Source organism: Cupriavidus sp. 291-E7 (assembly GCF_057798835.1).
This window is the reverse complement of record NZ_JBYOJV010000018.1, coordinates 1-20897: the sequence shown is the minus strand read 5'-3', so window position 1 is coordinate 20897 and position 20897 is coordinate 1. Positions and strand designations below refer to the sequence as shown.

Sequence of the window (20897 nt, the reverse complement as noted above, 5' to 3'; positions counted from 1 at the left end):
GATGGAACTGCAGAACGCACTGATCATCGCGGGTGTTGTATTGCTCCTGTTGCTGGTGGCTTATAACCGCTGGCAGATTCACAAGGCGCGCCGTGTGCGGCCGCTGATGCCCGAAGACGACCTGCCGCCGATGCGCGAGCCGGTGGTTGGCAAAACCACGAAGCCCGAGACCGAGGCCAAGCTCAAGGAGGCCACGCCTCCCGAGCACGTGCCCCGGCGTGAACCGACACTGGGCGAAATTGGCAAGGGCCTGAAGCACGACGATGAGGTGGATGCCCCGGCCGATGTGGCCACGGCAACGGCCGCCGCGCATGCTGCCGCCAGCTCCGCCGATGCCGACGAGATCGTGGCTGACGAAGTTGCCGTAGCCGCCGCACCGACGGCCGCGCGAGCCGACGCCCACGCTGAAGCCCACGCCGCTGCCGAGCTGGAAACCGAAGACAAGGTCGCGCCGGTTGCCAAGGCAACGCCGGCTACCGAACCGGTGTCGCTGGATGGCCAGCCTGCGGCTGCCGCGATCGACCCGCTGATCGACTGCATCGTGCCGATGCACCTGGAACGCAAGGCCTCGGGCGATCGCATTCTGCCGCTGACCGGCCGTCTGCGCCGCGCGGGCACCAAGCAGGTACATATCGAAGGTCTGCGTGTCGAGTCGAATGCGTGGGAGGCCGTGACGGCCGGCCACCAGTACGAAGACCTGCAGGTGGCCGTGCAGCTGGCCAACCGCAGTGGCCCGCTCAACGCGCTGGAATTTTCCGAATTCGTCAACGCCGTGGAAGCGCTGGCCGAGACGCTGGATGCGTCGGCCGAGTTGCCTGACATGACCGAAACGGTGGCCAATGCCCGCGAGCTGGACGGGTTTGCCGCAGGCGCCGACGTGCAGCTTGGCGTGAATGTAATTTCCGATGGTGCGCCGTGGTCGGCCGCCTATGTGCAGACCGTGGCCACGCAGGACGGGCTGGTGCTGTCGCGCGACGGTACGCGTTTCATCCGCTATGAACCGGGTGCCGATGGCGTGCAGAAGCCGCTCTTCACGCTGCAGTTTGGCGACACCAACTTCCTGCGTGACGATCTGACGCTGAACGCTGGCCGCCAGATCACGCTGCTGCTGGACGTACCGCAGGCCTCGCAGGCCATCAAGCCGTTCAAGACGGTATGCGAGTACGGTTACAGCCTGGCGCAGCGCATGGGTGCGCAACTGGTGGACGACAATATGCGTCCGCTGACGGAGGCGTCGTTCGTCGCGATCTTCACCCAGCTCGAAAAACTCTACGAGAAGCTGGAATCGCGTGGCATGCCGGCCGGTTCGCCGGTGGCGCAGCGCCTGTTCAGCGTCTAATCACGGAGCCTGTATGAACGCCAAGAATCAGGGCGCGCAGGCTCCGGCCTCCGCGCCCGCAGGCCCGTTGCCGGCCGATGCGTCGCCCGCCGAACGTGTGCAATGGCTGCGTGCAGAACTGGAACGCCACAGCTACCAGTATTACGTGCTCGACGCGCCAACGATTCCCGACGCGGAATACGACGCACTGTTCAGCGAACTTCAGGCACTGGAAACCGAGCATCCCGAACTGCTGACCGACGATTCGCCGACGCAGCGCGTGGGCGGAGCGCCGCTGGCCGCGTTCGACACGGTGCGCCATCGCGTACCGATGCTGTCGCTGAACAACGGTTTCGAAGATGACGACGTGGTCAATTTCGATCGCCGTTGCGCGCAGGGCCTGGGCAAGAGTGCCGTCGCCGCGCCGGCTGAAGACCTGTTCAGCGCCGCCGACGTGGCCGACAGCGGTGTCGAATACTCGTGCGAACTCAAGTTCGATGGCCTGGCGATGTCGCTGCGTTACGAGGACGGCAAGCTGGTGCAGGCCGCCACGCGCGGCGATGGCGAAACGGGCGAGGACGTGACCGCCAACGTTCGCACCATCAAGGCCATTCCGCTGAAGCTGCGCGGCAAGGCACCGGCCGTGCTGGAAGTGCGCGGCGAGGTGTTCATGTACCGCGCCGACTTCGACAAGCTCAACGCGCGCCAGGCCGAGGCCGGCGAGAAGACCTTCGTCAATCCGCGCAATGCCGCGGCGGGCAGCCTGCGTCAGCTTGATCCCCGGATCACGGCCAAGCGGCCGCTGTCGTTCTTCGCGTACGGATTGGGCGAGTTGCAGGGCGCCGACCGGCCGCCCACGCACAGTGTGATGATGGACGGCTTTGCCAAGCTGGGCCTGCCGGTCTGCGACGAGCGCCGCGTGGTCAAGGGCGCGCAGGGCTTGCTGTCGTTCTATCGCGATATCGGCGAGCGCCGTGACCAGTTGCCGTACGACATCGATGGCGTGGTTTACAAGGTCAACGCGATTCCCGAGCAGGAGCAGCTTGGCTTTGTGTCGCGCGCGCCGCGCTTTGCGCTGGCGCACAAGTTCCCGGCGCAGGAAATGACGACCACCGTCGAGGACATCGAGGTGCAGGTCGGCCGTACCGGTGCGATCACGCCGGTGGCGCGGCTGGCGCCAGTGTTCGTCGGCGGTGTCACTGTGACCAACGCCACGCTGCACAACGAGGACGAGATTCGCCGCAAGGACGTGCATATTGGCGACACGGTGATCGTGCGCCGCGCCGGGGACGTGATTCCCGAAGTGGTGGCGGTGGTGCTGGAGCGCCGGCCTGCTGATGCGCGCGCGTTTGTGATGCCCGTTGAATGTCCGGTGTGCGGGTCGCACGTGGAAAAGCTCGAAGGCGAGGCGATAGCCCGCTGCACGGGCGGCCTGATCTGCGCGGCTCAGCGCAAGCAGGCGCTGATTCATTTCGCACAACGCCGGGCGATGGATATCGACGGGCTGGGCGACAAGATCGTCGAGCAACTGGTGGACATGGGCATCGTCCGCACGCCAGCCGATCTCTATAAGCTCGGCGTGGCCAAGCTGGCCGCGCTGGATCGCATGGCCGACAAATCCGCCACGAATCTCGTGGAGGCCATCGAGAAGTCCCGCGAGACCACGCTGAACCGGTTCATCTTCGCGCTGGGCATTCGCCATGTGGGCGAGGCCACGGCCAAGGACCTGGCGAAGCACTTTGGCAAGCTCGACAACCTTCTGGTGGCCGACGAAGCCGCGCTGCTCGAAGTCAATGACGTTGGCCCCGTCGTGGCGCAATCGATCGCCAATTTTCTGGCGGAGTCGCATAACGTCGAGGTCATCGAACAGCTGCGCGCCGCGGGCGTACACTGGGTTGAATCGGAGCCAACGGCGCGTGCGCCGCTGCCGCTGGCTGGCAAGACCGTCGTGCTGACCGGCACGTTGCCGACGATGTCGCGCGAGGATGCCAAGGAAATGCTCGAAGCCGCTGGCGCGAAAGTGGCCGGCTCGGTATCGAAGAAGACCGACTACGTGGTGGCCGGCGCCGAGGCTGGGAGCAAGCTGGAAAAGGCCCAGGCGCTGGGTGTGCCGGTGCTGGACGAAGACGGCATGCTGAAGCTGCTGGCCGATGCTGGGGCCGATGCCGGCGCCACCGATAACGGAGAATCGCAATGATCCGCGACATTTTGAAGATGGGCGATCCGCGCCTGCTGCAGAAGGCGCGGCCTGTGACGCAGTTCAACACGCCGGAGCTGCGGCTGCTGATCGATGACATGTTCGACACGATGGAACATGCCAACGGCGCCGGCCTGGCCGCGCCGCAGATCGGCGTGGACCTGCAGGTGGTGATCTTCGGCTTCGATCGCAATCCGCGTTACCCGGATGCACCGATGGTGCCAAAAACGGTGCTGATCAATCCGGTGCTGGAGCCGCTGTCCGACGAAATGGAAGACGGCTGGGAAGGGTGCCTGTCCGTGCCGGGGCTGCGCGGCGTGGTGCCGCGCCATGTGCGCCTGAAGTATTCGGGCTTCGACATGCTGGGCAAGCCGATCGAGCGCGTGGCCGATGGTTTTCATGCGCGCGTGGTGCAGCACGAGTGCGATCACCTGATCGGCGTGCTGTATCCGATGCGGATCAAGGACTTCACGCGCTTTGGCTTTACGGAAGTCCTGTTCCCGGAACTGCCGGCCAACTACGACGACTGAGCCGGAGACGCGGCACATGCGGCCAGCACTGGCTGGCCGTGCCGGATGTGATAAACCCAGGCCGCCGCTACCAGTGCCGCCATCAGCAAAAGCTCGGTAGCCAAGCTGGCCAGCGTGGCGTCAAGGTAGCTGTGGCCGTGATGGAGCTGCTGCGCGAAGACGGTGCCGAGCAGCGCGGAGCCAAGCCCCAGCGAAGCCTGCTGGACCGTCGCCAGCGCCGCGCTGCCGGCGCCGGCCTGGTCGTGCGGAATATCGGCTAGGCCAATACGGTAGAAGCAGCCCACCACCAGTGCATTGCCAATGCCAATCAGCATGGTTGGCGCGGCCAGCGTGGCGAGATTGGGATGCGGCCAGACCTGGCGCAGCGTCCATGCCAGCGCCGCGATGCCGGCCATCTGCACCAGACAGCCCATCAGCAACACGCGCGTGCGTCCCCAACGATTGACCACGCGCGGGCTCAGCAGTGAAGTCACTGAAAACGCCACGCCCAGCGGGATGAACGTATTGCCGGCCATCGTCGGCGTCATGCTACCGCCGCCTTGCAAGGCCAGTGCGAGCACGAACATGAAGCCGCTCCAGCACGCGTAGAACGGGATTGCCACCACGAAGCCGAAACGCAGGCTCGGCAGCCGCACCAGCGAAGGCGGCAGCAACGGATGCACGCCGCGCCGTTCCTGGCGCTTTTCGACCTGCCAGAGCCATAGCGTCAGCGGTGCCGCGGCCGCGAGCGTGGCCAGCAGCGGCCACGACCAGTGGAACGTCGGACCCATCGCCACCGGAAGCAGGATGGCCAGGATCACCATCGCCAGCAGCGCGGTGCCGGGTACGTCGATACCCGCTGCGTTGTCGCGGCGCGTTTCCGGAATCACGCGCGGGGACAGCAGCAAAATGGCCGCGCACACGGGCAGGTTGATCAGAAAAGCGTTGCGCCAGCCCAGGCCGCCGATATCGGCATCCACCAGAAAGCCGCCCAGCACCTGGCCAATGATGAACGCGACACCGCCCACCGAGGCGAACAGCGCCAGCGCGCGTGAATGCGCATGGCCGCGCAGGCCCACGTGGATCGTGGCCAGGATTTGCGGCACCAGCAGCGCGGCCGCCGCACCCTGCAGCAGCCGGGCGCCGAGCAGCACCAGCATCGAACCTGCCACACCGCACAGCAGCGAGGCGATGCCGAACAGCAGCACGCCGGCATTGAACACGCGCCGGCGCCCGAAGTTGTCGCCAAGCCGGCCGCCCATCGCCAGGCAGACGGCGAACGCCACGCCATAGACCGCCACCATCAGTTCCAGCTCGGCTGGCGTGGCGTGCAGGGAATGCTCGATCGGGTGCAGCGCCACGTTGACGATCGAAAAATCGATCTGCGGCAGCAACTGGCCGGCCAGCAGCACATAGAGGCCGGTGCGGCCGAGGGATGGCGGAGAGGAAGAAGCGGGGGCTTGCATGAAATCGGACCTCGACAAGGCTTGAGGTCCGGAGTATGGTCATCGTTTCAGACTGGTACAAGAGTCCAGTTAGACCGGTATAAATTGTGTCAGCCTAAGCAGGAGTGCAGCATCATGAACGCCCGCCAGGAGCCCGCGGTATTGGAAGTTGCAGAGGAAGGCGTTGTCGGCACCGGCAGGGAAGCCGAGCTTGGCGCGTTCCTGCGCTCGCGCCGCGAAAGTCTGGACCCAGCGCGGCTAGGTCTGGCACGAGCGGGGCGTCGCCGAACACCCGGCCTTCGGCGCGAGGAAGTGGCCGCGATGGCCGATATCGGCATTACCTGGTACACGAAGCTGGAGCAGGGACGGCCGATCCGTGTATCGCCGAAGGTACTGAACGCGGTGGCCGCCGCGCTGCAATGCTCGGCGACTGAGACCGAACACCTGTTCACGCTGGCGGGCCTGCAGCGGCCGGCCGCGCTGGCGGGGACTTCGGTTTGTGAAACGGTATCGGTGACGACCCAAAGGCTGCTCGATCAGCTCGACCCGATTCCCGCGCTCGTGCAGAACGCCCGCTTCGATATCGCGGCGTATAACGAGGCGTATTGCAGGTTGCTGGGCATCGATCTCAATCGCCTGCCGCCTGAAGACCGCAACTGCATCTACCTGGCGTTGACGCATCCGGCCTGGCGCAGGGCCGTGCCCGATTGGGAAGGGATGGTCTGCAATATGGTCGCGCTCTTTCGCGCGGCGATGGCGGAGCACGTGCATGACCCGCTATGGGAGGCGCAACTGGCGCGCTATATGGCGGTGTCCGAGACCTTTCAGATAGTCTGGCAGCGGTATCAGGTGCGCGGCATCCAGAACCATGCCAAACGCTTCACGCATCCGGAAACCGGGGATTTTCATCTGACCCAGACCAATTTCTGGACTGCGCCGCGCAATGGCGCGCGACTGCTGGTGTATGTGCCGGCCGATGAGCAGGCCGAGGTGGCGTTGCGAAAGCTGCCGCCGGTGGGAGTGTGAGTGGGTTTTCCCCTCTCCAACGGGTGGAGAGGGGCGTATGTGACCGGTGATTCAACCGATCAGAACTTCTCGAACTGGCCCAGGAAGCGCCACTTGCCCGGCGGGAGATCGCCCAGGGCGATGCGGCCCATGCGCACGCGCTTCAGGCCCACGACCTTCAGGCCGACCTGTTCGCACATCCGGCGGATCTGACGCTTGCGGCCTTCGCGCAGCACAAAGCGCAGCTGCTCTTCGTTCTGCCAGCTCACCTTGGCGGGCTTCAGTGCCACGCCATCCAGCGACAGGCCAAAGCGCAGGCGCTCGAGCAGGTCTTCAGGAAAGACAGCGCTGATATTGCGATCGACCACGCCTTGCGGCGATTCCCACTCCACGCGCACGAGATATTCCTTTTCGACGGTTGAATCATCGCCGATCAGCGCGCGCGCGACGCGACCGTCCTGCGTTAGCACCAGCAGACCCGTGGAGTCGATGTCGAGTCGGCCTGCCGGGGCCAGGTTCTTACGCTGCCACGGCGCAAAGCGCTTGCGGGTCGGGTCTTCTTCCCACTGATTCTCTTCCGTGAACAACACGGCGGCCGGCTCGTAGCCGTCTTCAGCCTGACCGGAGACGTAGCCGACGGGCTTGTTCAGCAGCACGGTCACGCGCTCGCCTTGTTCCGAGCGGGCTTCCTGGCGGATCTCGATCTCGGCATCGGGCCGAACGCGGGTGCCCAGCTCCGTGATGGGCTCGCCGTCCACCAGCACCCAACCACGAGGAATCCATTCATCGGCCTCGCGGCGCGAGCACAGGCCCAGTTCGGACATGCGCTTGGACAGACGGACCAGGCCGTCTTCGCGGGGTTCGGCAGGAGCTTGCGGCGGGGCCGCGCGCTCGGTGCGCTCGGCACGCGCCGGACGGGCGCGGTCGGACGTATCGCTGAAGCGGCGGGCCGGCGCATTGCCGCGACGCGGCGCGGCGTCGTCACGACGCGGACGCTCAGTGCGCTCACCTTCGAAGCGACGTGGACGTTCGGTACGCTCGTCGTCGCCAAAGCGGCGCGGGCGTTCGGTACGTTCGCCTTCGAAGCGACGCGGACGTTCGTCGCGCTCGCCTTCGAAACGGCGGGGACGCTCGGTGCGCTCGCCTTCGAAACGACGCGGACGCTCGTCGCGCTCGCCTTCGAAGCGGCGCGGACGCTCGGTGCGCTCACCTTCGACGCGGCGCGGGCGGTCGGTACGCTCGCCTTCGAAACGGCGCGGACGGTCGTCGCGTTCACCTTCGAAACGGCGCGGACGCTCGGTGCGCTCGCCTTCGAAGCGACGCGGACGTTCGTCGCGCTCGCCTTCGAAACGGCGCGGACGTTCGGTGCGCTCGCCTTCGAAGCGACGCGGACGTTCGTCGCGCTCGCCTTCAAAGCGACGCGGACGTTCAGTGCGCTCACCTTCGAAACGACGCGGACGTTCGTCGCGCTCACCTTCAAAGCGACGCGGACGTTCAGTGCGCTCGCCTTCGAAACGACGCGGACGCTCGGTGCGCTCACCTTCAAAACGACGCGGACGCTCAGTGCGCTCACCTTCAAAGCGACGCGGACGCTCATCGCGCTCACCTTCAAAACGACGCGGACGCTCGGTGCGCTCACCTTCAAAACGGCGCGGACGTTCGCTGCGTTCGCCTTCGAAGCGGCGCGGGGCGCGTTCGCCTTCGGCGGGACGCGGGCGGGCAGGGCGTGCCTGCCGATCCTGGCGTGGCGCGCCCTCGGACGGCGCGTTGCGCTTGTCCTTTTCGGATGCCCGCTCCTTGGCCTGCTTGATGCCGGAGACCACTTCCTGCACACGCTTGCGGTTCAGGTCCGACACACGTACGGGGCGGGTAGCCTTGCGGGGCGCGCCCGAGGTGGCGGTCTTGACGCCCAGTGTCTTGCGGCCGGGGGAATTGCTGTCTGTCATATCTTTCCAAGCGCTCGCGCGCCGTCCATCGTGAAATCAGATGGCCAGCGCGTCGAGCAAATCCTGTTCCACTTGAATCTGCAATCGGTTATCGGCAGTCAGGCGCGAGCCGTCGACCAGGAACACGTCTTCCACGCGTTCGCCGAGAGTGTTGATGCGTGCCGAATGTACGGACACGCGGTATTGGGCCAGTACGCGGGCAATCGCGTACAACAGGCCGGTGCGGTCGTTGGCGGACACCGACAGCAGGTAATACTGGCCGCGCTCGTCGGGGCGCAGGTCCACGCGCGGCTTGATCGGGAAGCTGCGCGACTGGCGCGACAACCGGCCCTGCGTCGGATCGGGCAGCGGGCACTCCAGGCGCACGCGCTCGGCCAGTTCGTGCTCGACCAGCGCGAGGATGTCACGGTAGTCGCCCGCGAGGCCGGGGTCGGTGATCTGGAAGGTGTCCAGCGCGTAGCCGTCGCGCGTGGTCTCGATCTTGGCGTCCTGAATCGAGAACGCCTTGCGCTCGAAGTATCCGCAGATGCGTGCGAAGAGATCGGGCTGGTCCTTCACGTACACCACCACCTGCAGCCCTTCGCCGGCGGGCGATACGCGCGCCTTGACCACGGGGTCGGCGCTGTCCACCTTGTTGAACAGGTGCCGCGTCACCCACGCGATGTCGCGCGCATCGTGCCGCATGAAGAACGACATGTCGAGCCGGCTCCATAGCGGCTTGGCCAGATCGGGATCGAACGCCTTCAGGCGCAGCTGTGCGATGGTGTCGTCACGCTTCTGCGCCCACAACGAATGCTGGTCGATCTTCGCGCCGCCCAGCACGCGCAGCGTGATGCGGTACAGGTCTTCCAGCAGCTTGCCCTTCCAGGCGTTCCACACCTTGGGGCTGGTGCCGCGGATGTCCGCCACCGTCAACAGATACAGCGCGGTCAGGTGGCGCTCGTTGCCGACGACGTCGGCGAACGACTTCACCACTTCGGGGTCGGTCAGGTCCTGCTTTTGCGCCACGTGGCTCATGGTCAGGTGATGCTCGACCAGCCATGCGATCAGATCGGTGTCTTCGCGCGAAATGCCATGCTGCTTGCAGAAGCGGCGCGCGTCGACCGTGCCGAGCTTCGAATGATCGCCACCACGGCCCTTGGCAATGTCGTGGAACAGCGCCGCCACCCACAGCACCCAGGGCCGGTCGAAACCGGCCATCAACTGGCTGCAGAACGGAAACTCGTGCGTGTGCTCGACGATGGCAAACCGGCGCATATTGCGCACGACCATCAGGATGTGCTGGTCCACGGTGTACACGTGGAACAGGTCGTGCTGCATCTGGCCGACGATGCGGCGGAAATTGATCAGGTAGCGACCCAGCACGCTGGTCTGATTCATCAGGCGCAGTGCGTGCGTGATGCCCTGCGGCTCCTGCACGATGGCCAGGAACAGCCTGCGGTTCACGGGGTCGTTGCGCCAGCTGGCGTCCATCACCGTGCGCGCGTTGTACAGGCCGCGCAGCGTGCGGGGCGACAGGCCTTTCACGCCCGGAGTGCGTTCGTACAGCAGGAACGTTTCCAGGATCGCGTGCGGGCTTTGCTCGTACAGGTCGTCGCTGGTGATCTCCAGCATGCCCTGGCGCTCGACGAAGCGCTCGTTGATCACGCGCGTGACTTTGGACTCGCTCGGGAACAGCATTGCCTCGATGTTCAGAAGCAGCACACTGTTCAGTTGCGTGACAGCCTTGGCAGCCCAGTAGTAGCGGCGCATCAGCTGCTCGCTGGCACGCTTGTGCGTGGTCTGGCGATAGCCGAACGATTCCGCCAGCGCGGTCTGCAGGTCGAACACCAGCACGTCCTGCCGGCGGCCGGCCAGCAGATGCAACCGTGCACGGATCGTGCGCAGCAGGCGTTCGTTGCGCGCCAGCTCCTGCGATTCGCGCTCGGTCAGCAGGCCGCGTTCGAACAGTTCTTTCCAGCTATCGCCCAGGCCCGCGGCCTTGGTCATCCACAGGATCACCTGCAGGTCGCGCAGGCCGCCCGGGCTTTCCTTGCAGTTCGGCTCTAGCGCGTAGGGCGTGTCCTGGTACTTGGCGTGGCGCTGGCGCAGTTCCAGCAGCTTGGCCTGGAAGAAGTCGGCCGCGTCCATGTCGGCCTGATAGCGCGTCTGCAGCGACGCGAACAGCGTCTTGCTGCCAGTCAGCAGGCGGGCTTCCAGCAGCGACGTGCGAATCGTGATGTCGGCGGCAGATTCGCGGATGCAGTCATCCACGGTGCGCACCGATGAGCCGATTTCCAGGCCCAGGTCCCAGCACAGGCCGATAAAGCGTTCGAGCTTGCCGGCCGTTTCGCTGTCGGGCTCGTCGCGCAGCAGCAGCAGCACGTCGACGTCCGAATGCGGAAACAGTTCGCCCCGGCCATAACCGCCCACCGCCACCAGCGCGGCGGACTTCGGCAGTTCCAGGCTGGTCCAGGCATCGATCAGCGCGGCATCGACGGCGCGGCGCAGCCTGGTCACGAGTGGCGTCACCTGGTTGTTGGCGTCGAAATCGGCAAACAGGGCCTGCTTGTCGGCCTTGAGCGTGTCGCGTATGCGCTGGCAGAGCAACAGTTCCGGCGTGGTGTCCATGAGCGGGTCGAAGGTTGGCGTGGGCACGGCTGGAAGAAGAAAGGGCGCCTTGGTGGGCGCCCTGGCAATCGGTGCGGGGATCAGGCCGCTACAGTGTCGGTGATAAACGCGGGCGGAACGGGTGAGCCTTCCGACAGCGTCAGTACTTCATATCCGGTGTCGGTGACCACAATCGTGTGCTCCCACTGGGCGGACAGGCTGCGGTCACGCGTCTTGACCGTCCATTGGTCGGGCATGGTGCGGATATCGCGCTTGCCGGCGTTGATCATCGGCTCAACGGTGAAGATCATGCCGGACTTGATTTCCATGCCGGTGTTCGGACGCCCATAGTGCAGGATCTGCGGATCGGAATGGAATACCTTGCCGATGCCGTGACCGCAATACTCGCGCACCACGGTGTAGCCCGCCGCTTCGGCGTGCGTCTGAATCGCGTGGCCGATGTCACCCAGGCGTGCGCCATTGCGCACCTGCTGGATACCCTTCCACATGCATTCATAGGTGACCTGCGCCAGGCGCTTAGCCAGGATCGACGCTTCGCCCACGACGAACATGCGGCTGGTGTCGCCGTAGTAGCCTTCCTTGGTGATGACGGTGATGTCCAGGTTCACCACGTCGCCGCCCTTGAGTACGCGGTCGCCCGGGATGCCGTGGCAGATCACGTCGTTGACCGACGTGCAGATGGCGCCGGGGAAGGGCGGGTAGCCCGGGGGTGCGTAGTTCAGCGGCGCCGGCACCGTGCCTTGCACGTCACGCATATAGGCGTGGCAAAGACGGTCGAGTTCGCCAGTGGTGACGCCGGCCTTGACGAAGGGGGTAATGTAGTCGAGGACTTCGGAGGCAAGGCGGCAAGCCACGCGCATTTGGGCGATGTCTTCGGCGGTGTTGATATGGATGCTCATGCTGCTTCGCCTGAAATGTGATGGCCCAGCCACTGACTGCGCCTGAATCTGTTCGCAAAGCGGGATTATCTCACCTTCGTGACGAGAAAGCAGGGAAATACGGCGAACGCGGCGGCCGCCATGCCGGCCCGTACCCGTCTGGCTGGTTGCGAAGGGGCTTGAGTGAAAGGCGGCTTTGTTGCTACAATCGCGGGCTGACTTGCTGCTGGCCTGGAAACAGGTGCCGTGAGTCGGCTAGCTACTTTTTGTAAATCGCTGGTCCGCCCATCCGGGGTGTTCCTTTTCAGGAATGTCGGGGCGGACTTCAGACCCAACCCTTTTGGAGTACCTCACATGTCCGTGACTATGCGCGAAATGCTGGAAGCCGGTTGCCACTTTGGCCACCAGACCCGCTTCTGGAACCCGAAGATGGCCCCCTTCATCTTCGGTCATCGCAACAAGATCCACATTATCAACCTCGAAAAGACCCTGCCGATGTTCCAGGACGCGCTGAAGTACGTGCGTCAGCTGGCAGCAAACCGCGGCACCGTGCTTTTCGTGGGTACCAAGCGTCAATCGCGCGAGATCCTGGCTGAGGAAGCCGGCCGCGCTGGCATGCCGTACGTCGACGCCCGCTGGCTCGGCGGCATGCTGACGAACTTCAAGACCGTCAAGATTTCGATCAAGCGCCTGAAGGACATGGAAGCCGCCAAGGAAGCCGGCGCGCTGGAAACCATGAGCAAGAAGGAAGCGCTGATGTTCGAGCGCGAGATGGAAAAGCTGGAAAAGTCCATCGGCGGCATCAAGGACATGGGCGGCGTTCCTGACGCCATCTTCGTGGTGGACGTCGGCTACCACAAGATCGCCGTGACCGAAGCGAACAAGCTGGGTATCCCCGTGATCGGCGTGGTCGACACGAACCACACGCCGGAAGGCATCGACTACGTGATCCCGGGTAACGACGACTCGAGCAAGGCTGTTGCCCTGTACGTGCGCGGTGTTGCCGACGCCATCCTGGAAGGCCGCGCCAACGCGGTGCAGGAAGTGGTGGAAGCCGCTCGCGGCGACGACGAATTCGTCGAAGTTCAGGAAGGCTGATTGCCCGCTGGCGCTTGAGGCCGGGGCACACCGGCCACTGGCGCCTGCCTTGCGGCAACCAAGAAAGGGGGCACTTCTGGCGCCCCCTTTTTGCAAACAGATTCAGTTGTCATCCGCCGCGGATATGATTCGCCGCGGATGAGGCCAACCAATCAAGGAGTGACAAATGGCGGCAATTACCGCAAGCATGGTTGCAGAACTGCGCGCGAAGACCGACGCGCCGATGATGGAATGCAAGAAGGCCCTGACGGAAGCCGACGGCGACCTGGACAAGGCTGAAGAGCTGCTGCGCGTCAAGCTGGGCAACAAGGCCAGCAAGGCCGCTTCGCGCGTGACCGCCGAAGGCATCGTGGTCACGTACATCGACGGCACGACCGGCGCGCTGGTTGAGCTGAACTGCGAAACCGATTTCGTGTCGAAGAACGACGACTTCCTGGGCTTCGGTGCCAAGGTTGCCGAGCTGGTGGCCAAGCAGGCTCCGGCCGATGTGGCAGCCCTGTCGGCCCTGGAACTGGACGGTTCGACGGTTGACGCTGTGCGCTCGGCCCTGATCGGCAAGATCGGCGAGAACATGACGATCCGTCGCTTCGTGCGCTACGCCAACGGCGGCAAGCTGGCTTCGTACCTGCACGGCACCCGCATCGGCGTGATGGTCGAGTTCGACGGCGACGAAGTGGCCGCCAAGGACGTGGCCATGCACGTGGCCGCCATGAAGCCGGTGTCGCTGTCGTCGGAACAGGTTCCGGCCGAGCTGATCGCCAAGGAGCGCAGCATTGCCGAGCAGAAGGCTGCCGAGTCGGGCAAGCCGGCCGAAATCGCCGCCAAGATGGTGGAAGGTTCGGTTCAGAAGTACCTGAAGGAAGTGTCGCTGCTGAACCAGCCGTTCGTGAAGAACGACAAGCAGACCGTCGAACAAATGCTGAAGGCCGTCAACACCAACGTGAAGGGCTTCACGCTGTTCGTGGTGGGCGAGGGCATCGAAAAGAAGCAGGACGACTTCGCTGCTGAAGTGGCCGCCCAGGTGGCTGCCGCCCAGAAGGGTTGATGTCCGGGTGGCGGGGCGGGTTGCCTGAAAGGGTGCCCAGCCCGCCACCGTATAATGCCGAGGGGCGCCGCAAGGTGCCCCTCTGCACAAGTACGGCCGCCGTGTGCGCCGTGCTAGTCAGTTTTCGCAGTCACCTGCGGTTAGCGCGCCTTTAAGGGGGTGTTGCCTGCAGATGACGGCGAAAACCGGCTTTCCTGCTGTCGAGTAGTCCAAATTCATGCGCGGCCGGTGATCCGTTGCTTTGTGCCGCCCGCGCCCATCCATTCGTTCAAACGAGCGATCTAGAACCTGCCCGAGGGTGAACATGCCAGCCTACAAGCGCGTCCTTCTGAAACTGTCCGGTGAGGCCCTGATGGGCGACGATGCCTTCGGCATCAACCGGGCGACCATCGAAGGCATGGTCAATGACATTGCCGAAATCGTGAAGCTTGGCGTCCAGGTGGCCGTGGTCATCGGCGGCGGCAACATCTTCCGCGGCGTGGCCGGCGGTGCCGCCGGCATGGACCGTGCCACGGCCGACTACATGGGTATGCTGGCCACGATGATGAACGCACTGGCGCTGCAGGATGCCATGCGCCACGCCAACATCGAGGGCCGCGTGCAGTCGGCCCTGCGCATGGACCAGGTGGTCGAGCCTTATATCCGCCCGCGTGCGATTCGCCAGCTCGAAGAGGGCAAGGTGGTGATCTTTGCCGCCGGTACCGGCAACCCGTTCTTCACGACCGATACGGCCGCTGCGCTGCGCGGTTCGGAAATCGGCGCGGAAATCGTGCTCAAGGCCACCAAGGTGGACGGCGTCTACACGGCCGATCCCAAGAAGGACCCGAGCGCCACGCGCTATACGACGATCACGTTCGACGAAGCCATTTCCCGCAATCTGCAGGTGATGGACGCCACCGCGTTTGCGTTGTGCCGTGACCAGAAGCTGCCGATCAAGGTGTTCTCCATCGTTAAGCCGGGTGCGCTGAAGCGTGTGATCCTGGGCGAGGACGAAGGTACGCTAGTGCACGTTTAATGGGTCCGGACCGCATCAAAATGCTGATTCGGTCCGGCCTGAGAGTAGAATGTTTCATTTTCGATCCCGCCCGCCGGGATCCTGTCTGGCTGTTTTCCGGAGGTAAACATGACCGTCGCCGACACAAAGAAGAGCGCCGAGCAGAAAATGCAGAAGTCGATCGATTCCTTCAAGGCCGATCTGGCGAAGATTCGTACCGGCCGCGCGCATACCGGTCTGCTGGACCACGTTCAGGTGGACTATTACGGCTCGCCGGTACCCATCAGCCAAGTGGCCAACGTTGGCCTGGGCGATGCTCGCACGATCACCGTGCAGCCGTGGGAAAAGAAGATGGTGCAGGCCGTGGAAAAGGCGATTCGCGACGCCGACCTGGGCCTTAACCCGGCAACGATGGGTGATGTCATCCGCGTACCGATGCCTCCGCTGACCGAAGAGCGCCGCAAGGAGCTGATCAAGGTGGTCAAGAGCGAGGCAGAGGGTGCCAAGGTGGCCGTGCGCAACCTGCGCCGTGACGCCAACGAGCAGTTCAAGAAGCTCGTGAAGGACAAGACGATCTCGGAAGACGATGAGCGCCGCGGCACGGACGACGTCCAGAAGCTGACGGACAAGTACGTGAGCGAGATCGACAAGCTTGTCGCCGAGAAAGAGAAGGAGATCATGACGGTGTAAGGCCGTCCCGGCGGCCCGTCCGCCGGGGTAGTCACGCACCGTCCGCGAATCCATGCAGCATATCAGTTCGACGCTCGGCGTTCCCGATACCACTTATGTGCCACGACACGTTGCCATCATCATGGATGGCAACGGCCGCTGGGCGACGCAGCGTCACCTGCCGCGTGTGGCCGGCCACACGCGTGGTCTGGATACCGTGCGCGAAATCGTGCAGGCCTGCGCCTCACGCGGCGTACAGTACCTGACGCTGTTTGCATTCAGCTCAGAGAACTGGCGCCGTCCCGCGGACGAGGTGTCCTTCCTGATGCGCCTGTTCATGACGGCCCTGCGCCGCGAGGTGGTCAAGATGCACGCCAACAACATCCGCCTGCGGGTGGTTGGCGACCTGGCGCGTTTCAGTCCGCGTATCCAGCAGATGATCAAGGACGCGGAGGCCCGCACGGCCGGCAATACCGGCCTGACCGTGACCATCGCGGCCAACTATGGCGGCCGCTGGGACCTCCTGCAGGCCATGCGCAAGATGCTGGCCCGCTCGCCGATGCTCGAAGGCGAGTCGATCGATGAGTCGCTGCTGGCGCCGCACCTGGCAATGTCCTATGCGCCGGAGCCGGACCTGTTCATTCGCACGGGCGGCGAGCAGCGCATCAGCAATTTCCTGCTTTGGCAGCTTGCGTACACCGAGCTGTATTTCACCGACACGTTCTGGCCCGATTTCGATGCCGCCGAGCTCGACAAGGCCTTTGCGTCCTACCGCCAGCGCGAACGCCGCTTTGGCCGGACCAGCGCCCAAGTGGTGGCGCCGGGCCTGTCGGGAACGGCCTGAGCCTGCCCGCACCTTCTTACCACCCACGGGAACCGCAGCCGCATGCTTCTGACCCGCGTTATCACCGCCGTATGCCTGTTGCTGTTGATCCTGCCGATCCTGTTCCTGGCGCCACCTTCGGCGCTGGCGGTGCTGGTGGCGGTCATCGTGCTGCTGGGTGGCTGGGAGTTCGGCCGCCTGATCGGCCTGCCGCGGCCCTGGCCCTATGTTTACGCGGTGGTTTGCCTGCTGGCGCTGGTGGCCTGGCATCTGGCCCCGTCCGGCTACGCGATCGACTGGCTGCTTGAGGCTTCGCTCGTAGCGTGGGGCGTGGCGCTGGTCCTGCTTGCGCGGGGCGTACGCAAGGCAACGCCGGGCTTCACCGTGCTGGGCGTCGTGCTCGGGCTGATCATGCTGCCGGCATTCGGTCATGCGGTCATGGTGCTTCGCGCCGCCGGCGTGGGCGTGCTGCTGACCGCCGCGGTGCTGGTGTGGGCTGCCGACATCGGCGCTTATTTCGTCGGTAAGGCAATCGGCAAACGCAAGCTGGCGCCGACCATCAGCCCGGGCAAGTCCTGGGAAGGCGCGATTGGCGGCTGGCTGCTGGCGATGATCGTGGCGTTGGGCCTGGCGGCCAGCCATGCATTCGCTCCCACCTGGTATTCGCTGATCGCCGATAAGGGCGGTCTCGGCTTGCTGGCCATGCTGACGACACTGCTGGTCGCGGCCAGTGTGGTCGGTGATCTTTTCGAATCGCTGCTCAAGCGCCAGACTGGCATCAAGGACAGCAGCCGGCTGCTGCCGGGCCACGGCGGTATCCTGGATCGCATCGACGCGCTGATCCCGGTGTTTCCGCTGGCGGCGCTGCTGCTGGCCTGGGTCTGAACACAACTGAATTCCTCTGTTATATGCAACGCATTACGATTCTGGGCGCCACGGGCTCCATCGGTGAAAGCACGCTGGATGTGGTGCGCCGCCATCCGGACCGTTACACGGTGCATGCGCTCAGCGCTCATCGGCAGGTGGATAAGCTGGCTGCCGCATGTGTGGAGTTTCGCCCGGCGCGGGCGGTGGTCGGATCGGCTGAAGCGGCACGCGAACTCGAAGGCAAGCTACGTCCGGCCGGCGTGACTACCGAGGTCGGCTACGGTCCGGAGGCGCTGGATTCGATCGCCTCGGACGCAGGAACCGATGCGGTGATGGCCGCCATCGTGGGCGCTGCGGGCCTGCGCTCGTCGCTGGCGGCTGCGCGCGCGGGCAAGCGCGTGCTGCTGGCCAACAAGGAATCGCTGGTGATGTCGGGCAGCATCTTCATGGATGCGGTGCACCATCACGGCGCCACGCTGCTGCCGATCGATAGCGAGCACAACGCCATTTTCCAGTGCCTGCCGACCAGCGATCCGCGTTATGGCGCGGGGGTGTCGAAGGTGCTACTGACGGCGTCGGGCGGCCCGTTCCGGACCCGCGATCCGGCGACCCTGCACGACATCACGCCGGACCAGGCTTGTGCCCATCCGAAGTGGGTGATGGGGCGCAAGATCTCGGTCGACTCGGCCACGATGATGAACAAGGGGCTTGAGGTCATCGAGGCCCACTGGCTGTTCGGCGCGCCGGCGGACAAGATCGAGGTGCTGATCCACCCTCAGAGCATCGTGCATTCGATGGTGGCCTACGCCGACGGTTCGGTGCTGGCGCAGCTCGGCAACCCCGATATGCGCACGCCGATTGCCTACGGGATGGCCTATCCGGAGCGCATCGATTCGGGCGTGACGCCACTGGACCTGACCGTTGCGGGCGGACTCCATTTTGAGATTCCTGACCTTGAGCGGTTCCCGTGCCTCGGGTTAGCCTTTGATGCATTGCGAGCTGGCGGGGTTGCGCCGGCCGTGCTGAATGCTGCAAATGAGGTAGCCGTGGAGGCCTTCCTGGCCGGTAGTATCCGGTTTACGGATATCGCTCGCGTGGTGGCTGATGTGCTGGAGCAGCCCGCCGAGGGCGAATCCGCTTCGCTCGAGGGTGTACTGGCGGCCGATGCCGCGGCACGCGGTGCCGCCCAGGCGTTGCTGAAACAACTGGCCAGCCGTTGATCGGTATCACGGCCCGGCCCGGATCTGGAAAGGGGGACTTGCCATGCAAACCGTGATCGCCTTTGTCGTCGCCCTCTGTGTCCTGATCTTCGTGCATGAGATGGGCCACTATCTGGCCGCGCGCGCTTGCGGGGTCAAGGTCCTGCGGTTCTCGATCGGTTTCGGCCGGCCGCTGGCGCGCTGGGTCAGCAAGGGGCGCGACCGCACCGAGTGGACGCTGGCAGCCATTCCGCTCGGCGGCTACGTCAAGATGCTCGACGAGCGCGAGCGGGACCCGGAGACCGATCCGCCCATCGACGCCGCCGAACTGCCGCGTGCCTTCAATCGGCAACCCGTTGGCAAGCGTTTTGTCATCGTGGCGGCGGGTCCGCTTGCCAATTTCGCCCTCGCCATTGCGCTGTATCTGGTGCTTTTCGCCGGCGGCATGCGCGAGCCGGTGCCCGTGCTTTCCACGCCGGCAGCCGGTACGGTGGCGGCGCAGGCAGGGGTGCGCGACGGCGACCGTGTGCTGTCGCTGGCAGCGAATGGCCAGACTGAGCCGGTTCGCTCCTGGAATGACCTGCGCATGGCCGTATTTGCCCAGGGATTCGGCGATGCACGCGCGGTATTGCACGTACGCGGTGCAGACGGCGCCGAGCGGGATATCGCGCTTGGGCGCCTGCCGGATACCGGCGGCAACCCGGATCAAGACCCCCTCGCCACCCTTGGGCTGGCGCTGAAGGGCGGGCCAGTCACCATCACCGAGATCGTTGCGGATTCGGCCGCCCAGCGGGCTGGCCTGCGCGGCGGGGACAGGATCGTGGCCTGGCAAGGCCAGCCGCTGAGCCAGGCGGGCGAGCTGATTCGCGGCGTGCGGGCACGGCCGGGGCAGGAAGTCACGCTTGGCATCGAACGCGAAGGCCGGCGTCTGGACGTGGCCGTGAAACTGGATGCCGCTCCGGGCGGCAAGGCCGAAACCGAAGGGGCCGCACCCGCGATGGTCGGCAAGCTGGGCGCGGCGCTGAACCAGGCCGTGCAGACCGAGATCGTGCGATATCCGTTCACGCAGGCGCTGGCGCGCGCGGCGGACCAGGTCTGGAGCACCAGCACGCTGTCATTGAAGCTGCTTGGCAAAATGCTGATCGGCCAGGCATCGCTGCAGAATCTGAGCGGCCCGCTGACCGTGGCCGACTATGCCGGCCGTGCCGCCAACATGGGTTGGCAGCCGTTCGTGAGCTTCCTTGCGCTGGTCAGTGTCAGCCTCGGTGTACTGAATTTGTTACCTATTCCGGTGCTGGATGGGGGGCATTTGCTGTATTATTGCGTGGAATTTTTGACTGGCAGGCCTGTACCAGACCACTGGCAAGCGATGCTGCAGAAGGTCGGCATCGCGTGCATCTTGCTCCTGACCTCACTCGCTTTGTTCAATGACGTCAGCCGACTGTTTCTTGCGCGCGGCTAGTTTCGCGCAGCCGGAAACGTCTGTCGGCCGGGGGCGGTCGCATTCCGAGGGGGTTTTCCCCGTCGGGCGGGATCAGTCTTGCCGGTATTGTCAGGCGTAGCTGCAATCGGCGTTGGAGCCAACACCCTGCATGAAATCGATGAGGAAGAGGGGATCGACTTTGATCAGAAATAAGCGCATCTCGCTGAGCTTGCTGACGAGTGCCATTATTGCGGCATGGAGCCCGGTGGGTTGGGCCGCAGATCCGTTTGTGGTCAAGGATATTCGCGTTGAAGGCCTGCAGCGCGTGGAGCCGGGTACGGTCTTCGGCTATCTTCCGGTTCGAGTCGGCGAGACGTTCACCGACGACAAAGGCGCCGATGCGATTCGCGCGCTCTACAATACCGGCTTTTTCAAGGACGTGCAGATCCGCGCCGAAGATGGCGTGCTGGTCGTGCAGGTCGAGGAACGCCCGGCAATCTCCCAGTTGGAATTCGTCGGCATCAAGGAATTCGACAAGGACACGCTGCGCCGCTCGCTGCGTGCCGTGGGCGTAGCCGAGGCGCGTTACTACGACAAGGCGCTGATCGACAAGGCCGAGCAGGAACTGAAGCGCCAGTACGTGGCCCGCGGCTACTACGCGGCCGAGGTCCAGACCACCGTGACACCGGTGGACCGCAATCGCGTGTCCGTGGTGTTCAACGTCGAGGAAGGCCCGGTCGCCAAGATCCGTCAGATCAATATCGTCGGCAACAAGGCTTTCAAGGAAAGCACGCTGCGCGACGAGATGCAGCTGTCCACACCGAACTGGCTGTCCTGGTACACGAAGAACGATCTCTATTCCAAGCAGAAG

17 protein-coding genes are annotated in these 20897 nt (G+C 64.7%); 13 read left to right on the top strand and 4 right to left on the bottom strand.

The annotated features are described in order from the left end of the window. The first annotated feature begins 1 nt into the window (after position 1). Genes AC3FLX_RS25915 through def form a run of 3 tightly spaced genes read left to right on the top strand, consistent with a single transcriptional unit; the run spans position 2 to position 4045 of the window. Complete coding sequence (locus tag AC3FLX_RS25915) at positions 2 to 1339, top strand: cell division protein ZipA C-terminal FtsZ-binding domain-containing protein (RefSeq protein ID WP_488700202.1); 1338 nt, start codon at positions 2 to 4, stop codon at positions 1337 to 1339. Between the two features lie 13 nt (positions 1340 to 1352). Then, a complete protein-coding gene (gene ligA, locus AC3FLX_RS25910) occupies positions 1353 to 3515 on the top strand; it encodes an NAD-dependent DNA ligase LigA (RefSeq protein WP_488700201.1) in 2163 nt (720 codons plus the stop codon). After that, positions 3512 to 4045 (top strand): peptide deformylase, encoded by a 534-nt coding sequence (gene def / locus AC3FLX_RS25905; RefSeq protein WP_488700200.1) that lies wholly within the window; start codon positions 3512 to 3514, stop codon positions 4043 to 4045. The genes ligA and def overlap by 4 nt, the downstream gene beginning before the upstream one ends. Here the strand turns inward: def and AC3FLX_RS25900 are convergent. After that, positions 4033 to 5490 carry an MFS transporter gene (locus AC3FLX_RS25900; RefSeq protein ID WP_488700199.1) on the bottom strand — a complete coding sequence of 486 codons (1458 nt, stop codon included), beginning with the start codon at positions 5488 to 5490 and terminating at the stop codon, positions 4033 to 4035. The genes def and AC3FLX_RS25900 overlap by 13 nt on opposite strands. Before the next feature lie 114 nt (positions 5491 to 5604). On the opposite strand from AC3FLX_RS25900, the gene AC3FLX_RS25895 reads away from it, so the two are divergent. Beyond that, positions 5605 to 6495 carry a helix-turn-helix transcriptional regulator gene (locus AC3FLX_RS25895; RefSeq protein ID WP_488700198.1) on the top strand — a complete coding sequence of 297 codons (891 nt, stop codon included), beginning with the start codon at positions 5605 to 5607 and terminating at the stop codon, positions 6493 to 6495. 59 nt (positions 6496 to 6554) lie between these two features. Here the strand turns inward: AC3FLX_RS25895 and AC3FLX_RS25890 are convergent, their stop codons facing one another. The 3 genes from AC3FLX_RS25890 to map all read right to left on the bottom strand — a co-directional run bounded on the left by AC3FLX_RS25890 (position 6555) and on the right by map (position 11929). Next, the gene (locus tag AC3FLX_RS25890; protein ID WP_488700197.1) at positions 6555 to 8420 is read right to left on the bottom strand and encodes a pseudouridine synthase; all 1866 of its coding nucleotides are present in this window, start codon (positions 8418 to 8420) and stop codon (positions 6555 to 6557) included. A 36-nt stretch (positions 8421 to 8456) separates the two neighbouring features. Then, complete coding sequence (locus tag AC3FLX_RS25885; protein ID WP_488700196.1) at positions 8457 to 11030, bottom strand: [protein-PII] uridylyltransferase; 2574 nt, start codon at positions 11028 to 11030, stop codon at positions 8457 to 8459. A gap of 80 nt (positions 11031 to 11110) precedes the next feature. After that, positions 11111 to 11929: a type I methionyl aminopeptidase gene (map, locus tag AC3FLX_RS25880; RefSeq protein WP_488700195.1), complete on the bottom strand. Its 819-nt coding sequence runs from the start codon at positions 11927 to 11929 to the stop codon at positions 11111 to 11113. A 333-nt stretch (positions 11930 to 12262) separates the two neighbouring features. On the opposite strand from map, the gene rpsB reads away from it, so the two are divergent. From rpsB to AC3FLX_RS25835, 9 genes are all read left to right on the top strand, one after another. Beyond that, on the top strand, positions 12263 to 13006 hold the full coding sequence (rpsB, locus tag AC3FLX_RS25875) for a 30S ribosomal protein S2 (RefSeq protein WP_124684147.1): 744 nt from the start codon (positions 12263 to 12265) through the stop codon (positions 13004 to 13006). A gap of 166 nt (positions 13007 to 13172) precedes the next feature. After that, a complete protein-coding gene (tsf, locus tag AC3FLX_RS25870; RefSeq protein ID WP_488700194.1) occupies positions 13173 to 14051 on the top strand; it encodes a translation elongation factor Ts in 879 nt (292 codons plus the stop codon). Positions 14052 to 14355: 304 nt separating this feature from the next. After that, positions 14356 to 15066 carry a UMP kinase gene (gene pyrH / locus AC3FLX_RS25865; protein ID WP_066735314.1) on the top strand — a complete coding sequence of 237 codons (711 nt, stop codon included), beginning with the start codon at positions 14356 to 14358 and terminating at the stop codon, positions 15064 to 15066. A gap of 108 nt (positions 15067 to 15174) precedes the next feature. Continuing rightward, complete coding sequence (gene frr, locus AC3FLX_RS25860) at positions 15175 to 15735, top strand: ribosome recycling factor (protein WP_488700193.1); 561 nt, start codon at positions 15175 to 15177, stop codon at positions 15733 to 15735. A gap of 52 nt (positions 15736 to 15787) precedes the next feature. Beyond that, entirely contained in the window at positions 15788 to 16558 is a 771-nt protein-coding gene (gene uppS / locus AC3FLX_RS25855; protein WP_488700192.1) for an undecaprenyl pyrophosphate synthase, read from the top strand. Between the two features lie 42 nt (positions 16559 to 16600). Beyond that, positions 16601 to 17422: a phosphatidate cytidylyltransferase gene (locus tag AC3FLX_RS25850; protein ID WP_488699731.1), complete on the top strand. Its 822-nt coding sequence runs from the start codon at positions 16601 to 16603 to the stop codon at positions 17420 to 17422. A 23-nt stretch (positions 17423 to 17445) separates the two neighbouring features. Beyond that, complete coding sequence (gene ispC, locus AC3FLX_RS25845; RefSeq protein ID WP_488699730.1) at positions 17446 to 18624, top strand: 1-deoxy-D-xylulose-5-phosphate reductoisomerase; 1179 nt, start codon at positions 17446 to 17448, stop codon at positions 18622 to 18624. Positions 18625 to 18667: 43 nt separating this feature from the next. After that, positions 18668 to 20065 (top strand): RIP metalloprotease RseP, encoded by a 1398-nt coding sequence (rseP, locus tag AC3FLX_RS25840; RefSeq protein ID WP_488699729.1) that lies wholly within the window; start codon positions 18668 to 18670, stop codon positions 20063 to 20065. Between the two features lie 160 nt (positions 20066 to 20225). Next, the coding region (locus AC3FLX_RS25835) for a POTRA domain-containing protein (RefSeq protein ID WP_488700191.1) at positions 20226 to 20897 on the top strand (672 nt) is incomplete at its 3' end.

Bases quoted from the DNA above. Each gene is read 5' to 3' on its own strand.
- AC3FLX_RS25915 (WP_488700202.1), top strand. From the start codon at position 2: ATGGAACTGCAGAACGCACTGATCATCGCGGGTGTTGTATTGCTCCTG.
- ligA (WP_488700201.1), top strand. From the start codon at position 1,353: ATGAACGCCAAGAATCAGGGCGCGCAGGCTCCGGCCTCCGCGCCCGCA.
- def (WP_488700200.1), top strand. From the start codon at position 3,512: ATGATCCGCGACATTTTGAAGATGGGCGATCCGCGCCTGCTGCAGAAG.
- AC3FLX_RS25900 (WP_488700199.1), bottom strand. From the start codon at position 5,490: ATGCAAGCCCCCGCTTCTTCCTCTCCGCCATCCCTCGGCCGCACCGGC.
- AC3FLX_RS25895 (WP_488700198.1), top strand. From the start codon at position 5,605: ATGAACGCCCGCCAGGAGCCCGCGGTATTGGAAGTTGCAGAGGAAGGC.
- AC3FLX_RS25890 (WP_488700197.1), bottom strand. From the start codon at position 8,420: ATGACAGACAGCAATTCCCCCGGCCGCAAGACACTGGGCGTCAAGACC.
- AC3FLX_RS25885 (WP_488700196.1), bottom strand. From the start codon at position 11,030: ATGGACACCACGCCGGAACTGTTGCTCTGCCAGCGCATACGCGACACG.
- map (WP_488700195.1), bottom strand. From the start codon at position 11,929: ATGAGCATCCATATCAACACCGCCGAAGACATCGCCCAAATGCGCGTG.
- rpsB (WP_124684147.1), top strand. From the start codon at position 12,263: ATGTCCGTGACTATGCGCGAAATGCTGGAAGCCGGTTGCCACTTTGGC.
- tsf (WP_488700194.1), top strand. From the start codon at position 13,173: ATGGCGGCAATTACCGCAAGCATGGTTGCAGAACTGCGCGCGAAGACC.
- pyrH (WP_066735314.1), top strand. From the start codon at position 14,356: ATGCCAGCCTACAAGCGCGTCCTTCTGAAACTGTCCGGTGAGGCCCTG.
- frr (WP_488700193.1), top strand. From the start codon at position 15,175: ATGACCGTCGCCGACACAAAGAAGAGCGCCGAGCAGAAAATGCAGAAG.
- uppS (WP_488700192.1), top strand. From the start codon at position 15,788: ATGCAGCATATCAGTTCGACGCTCGGCGTTCCCGATACCACTTATGTG.
- AC3FLX_RS25850 (WP_488699731.1), top strand. From the start codon at position 16,601: ATGCTTCTGACCCGCGTTATCACCGCCGTATGCCTGTTGCTGTTGATC.
- ispC (WP_488699730.1), top strand. From the start codon at position 17,446: ATGCAACGCATTACGATTCTGGGCGCCACGGGCTCCATCGGTGAAAGC.
- rseP (WP_488699729.1), top strand. From the start codon at position 18,668: ATGCAAACCGTGATCGCCTTTGTCGTCGCCCTCTGTGTCCTGATCTTC.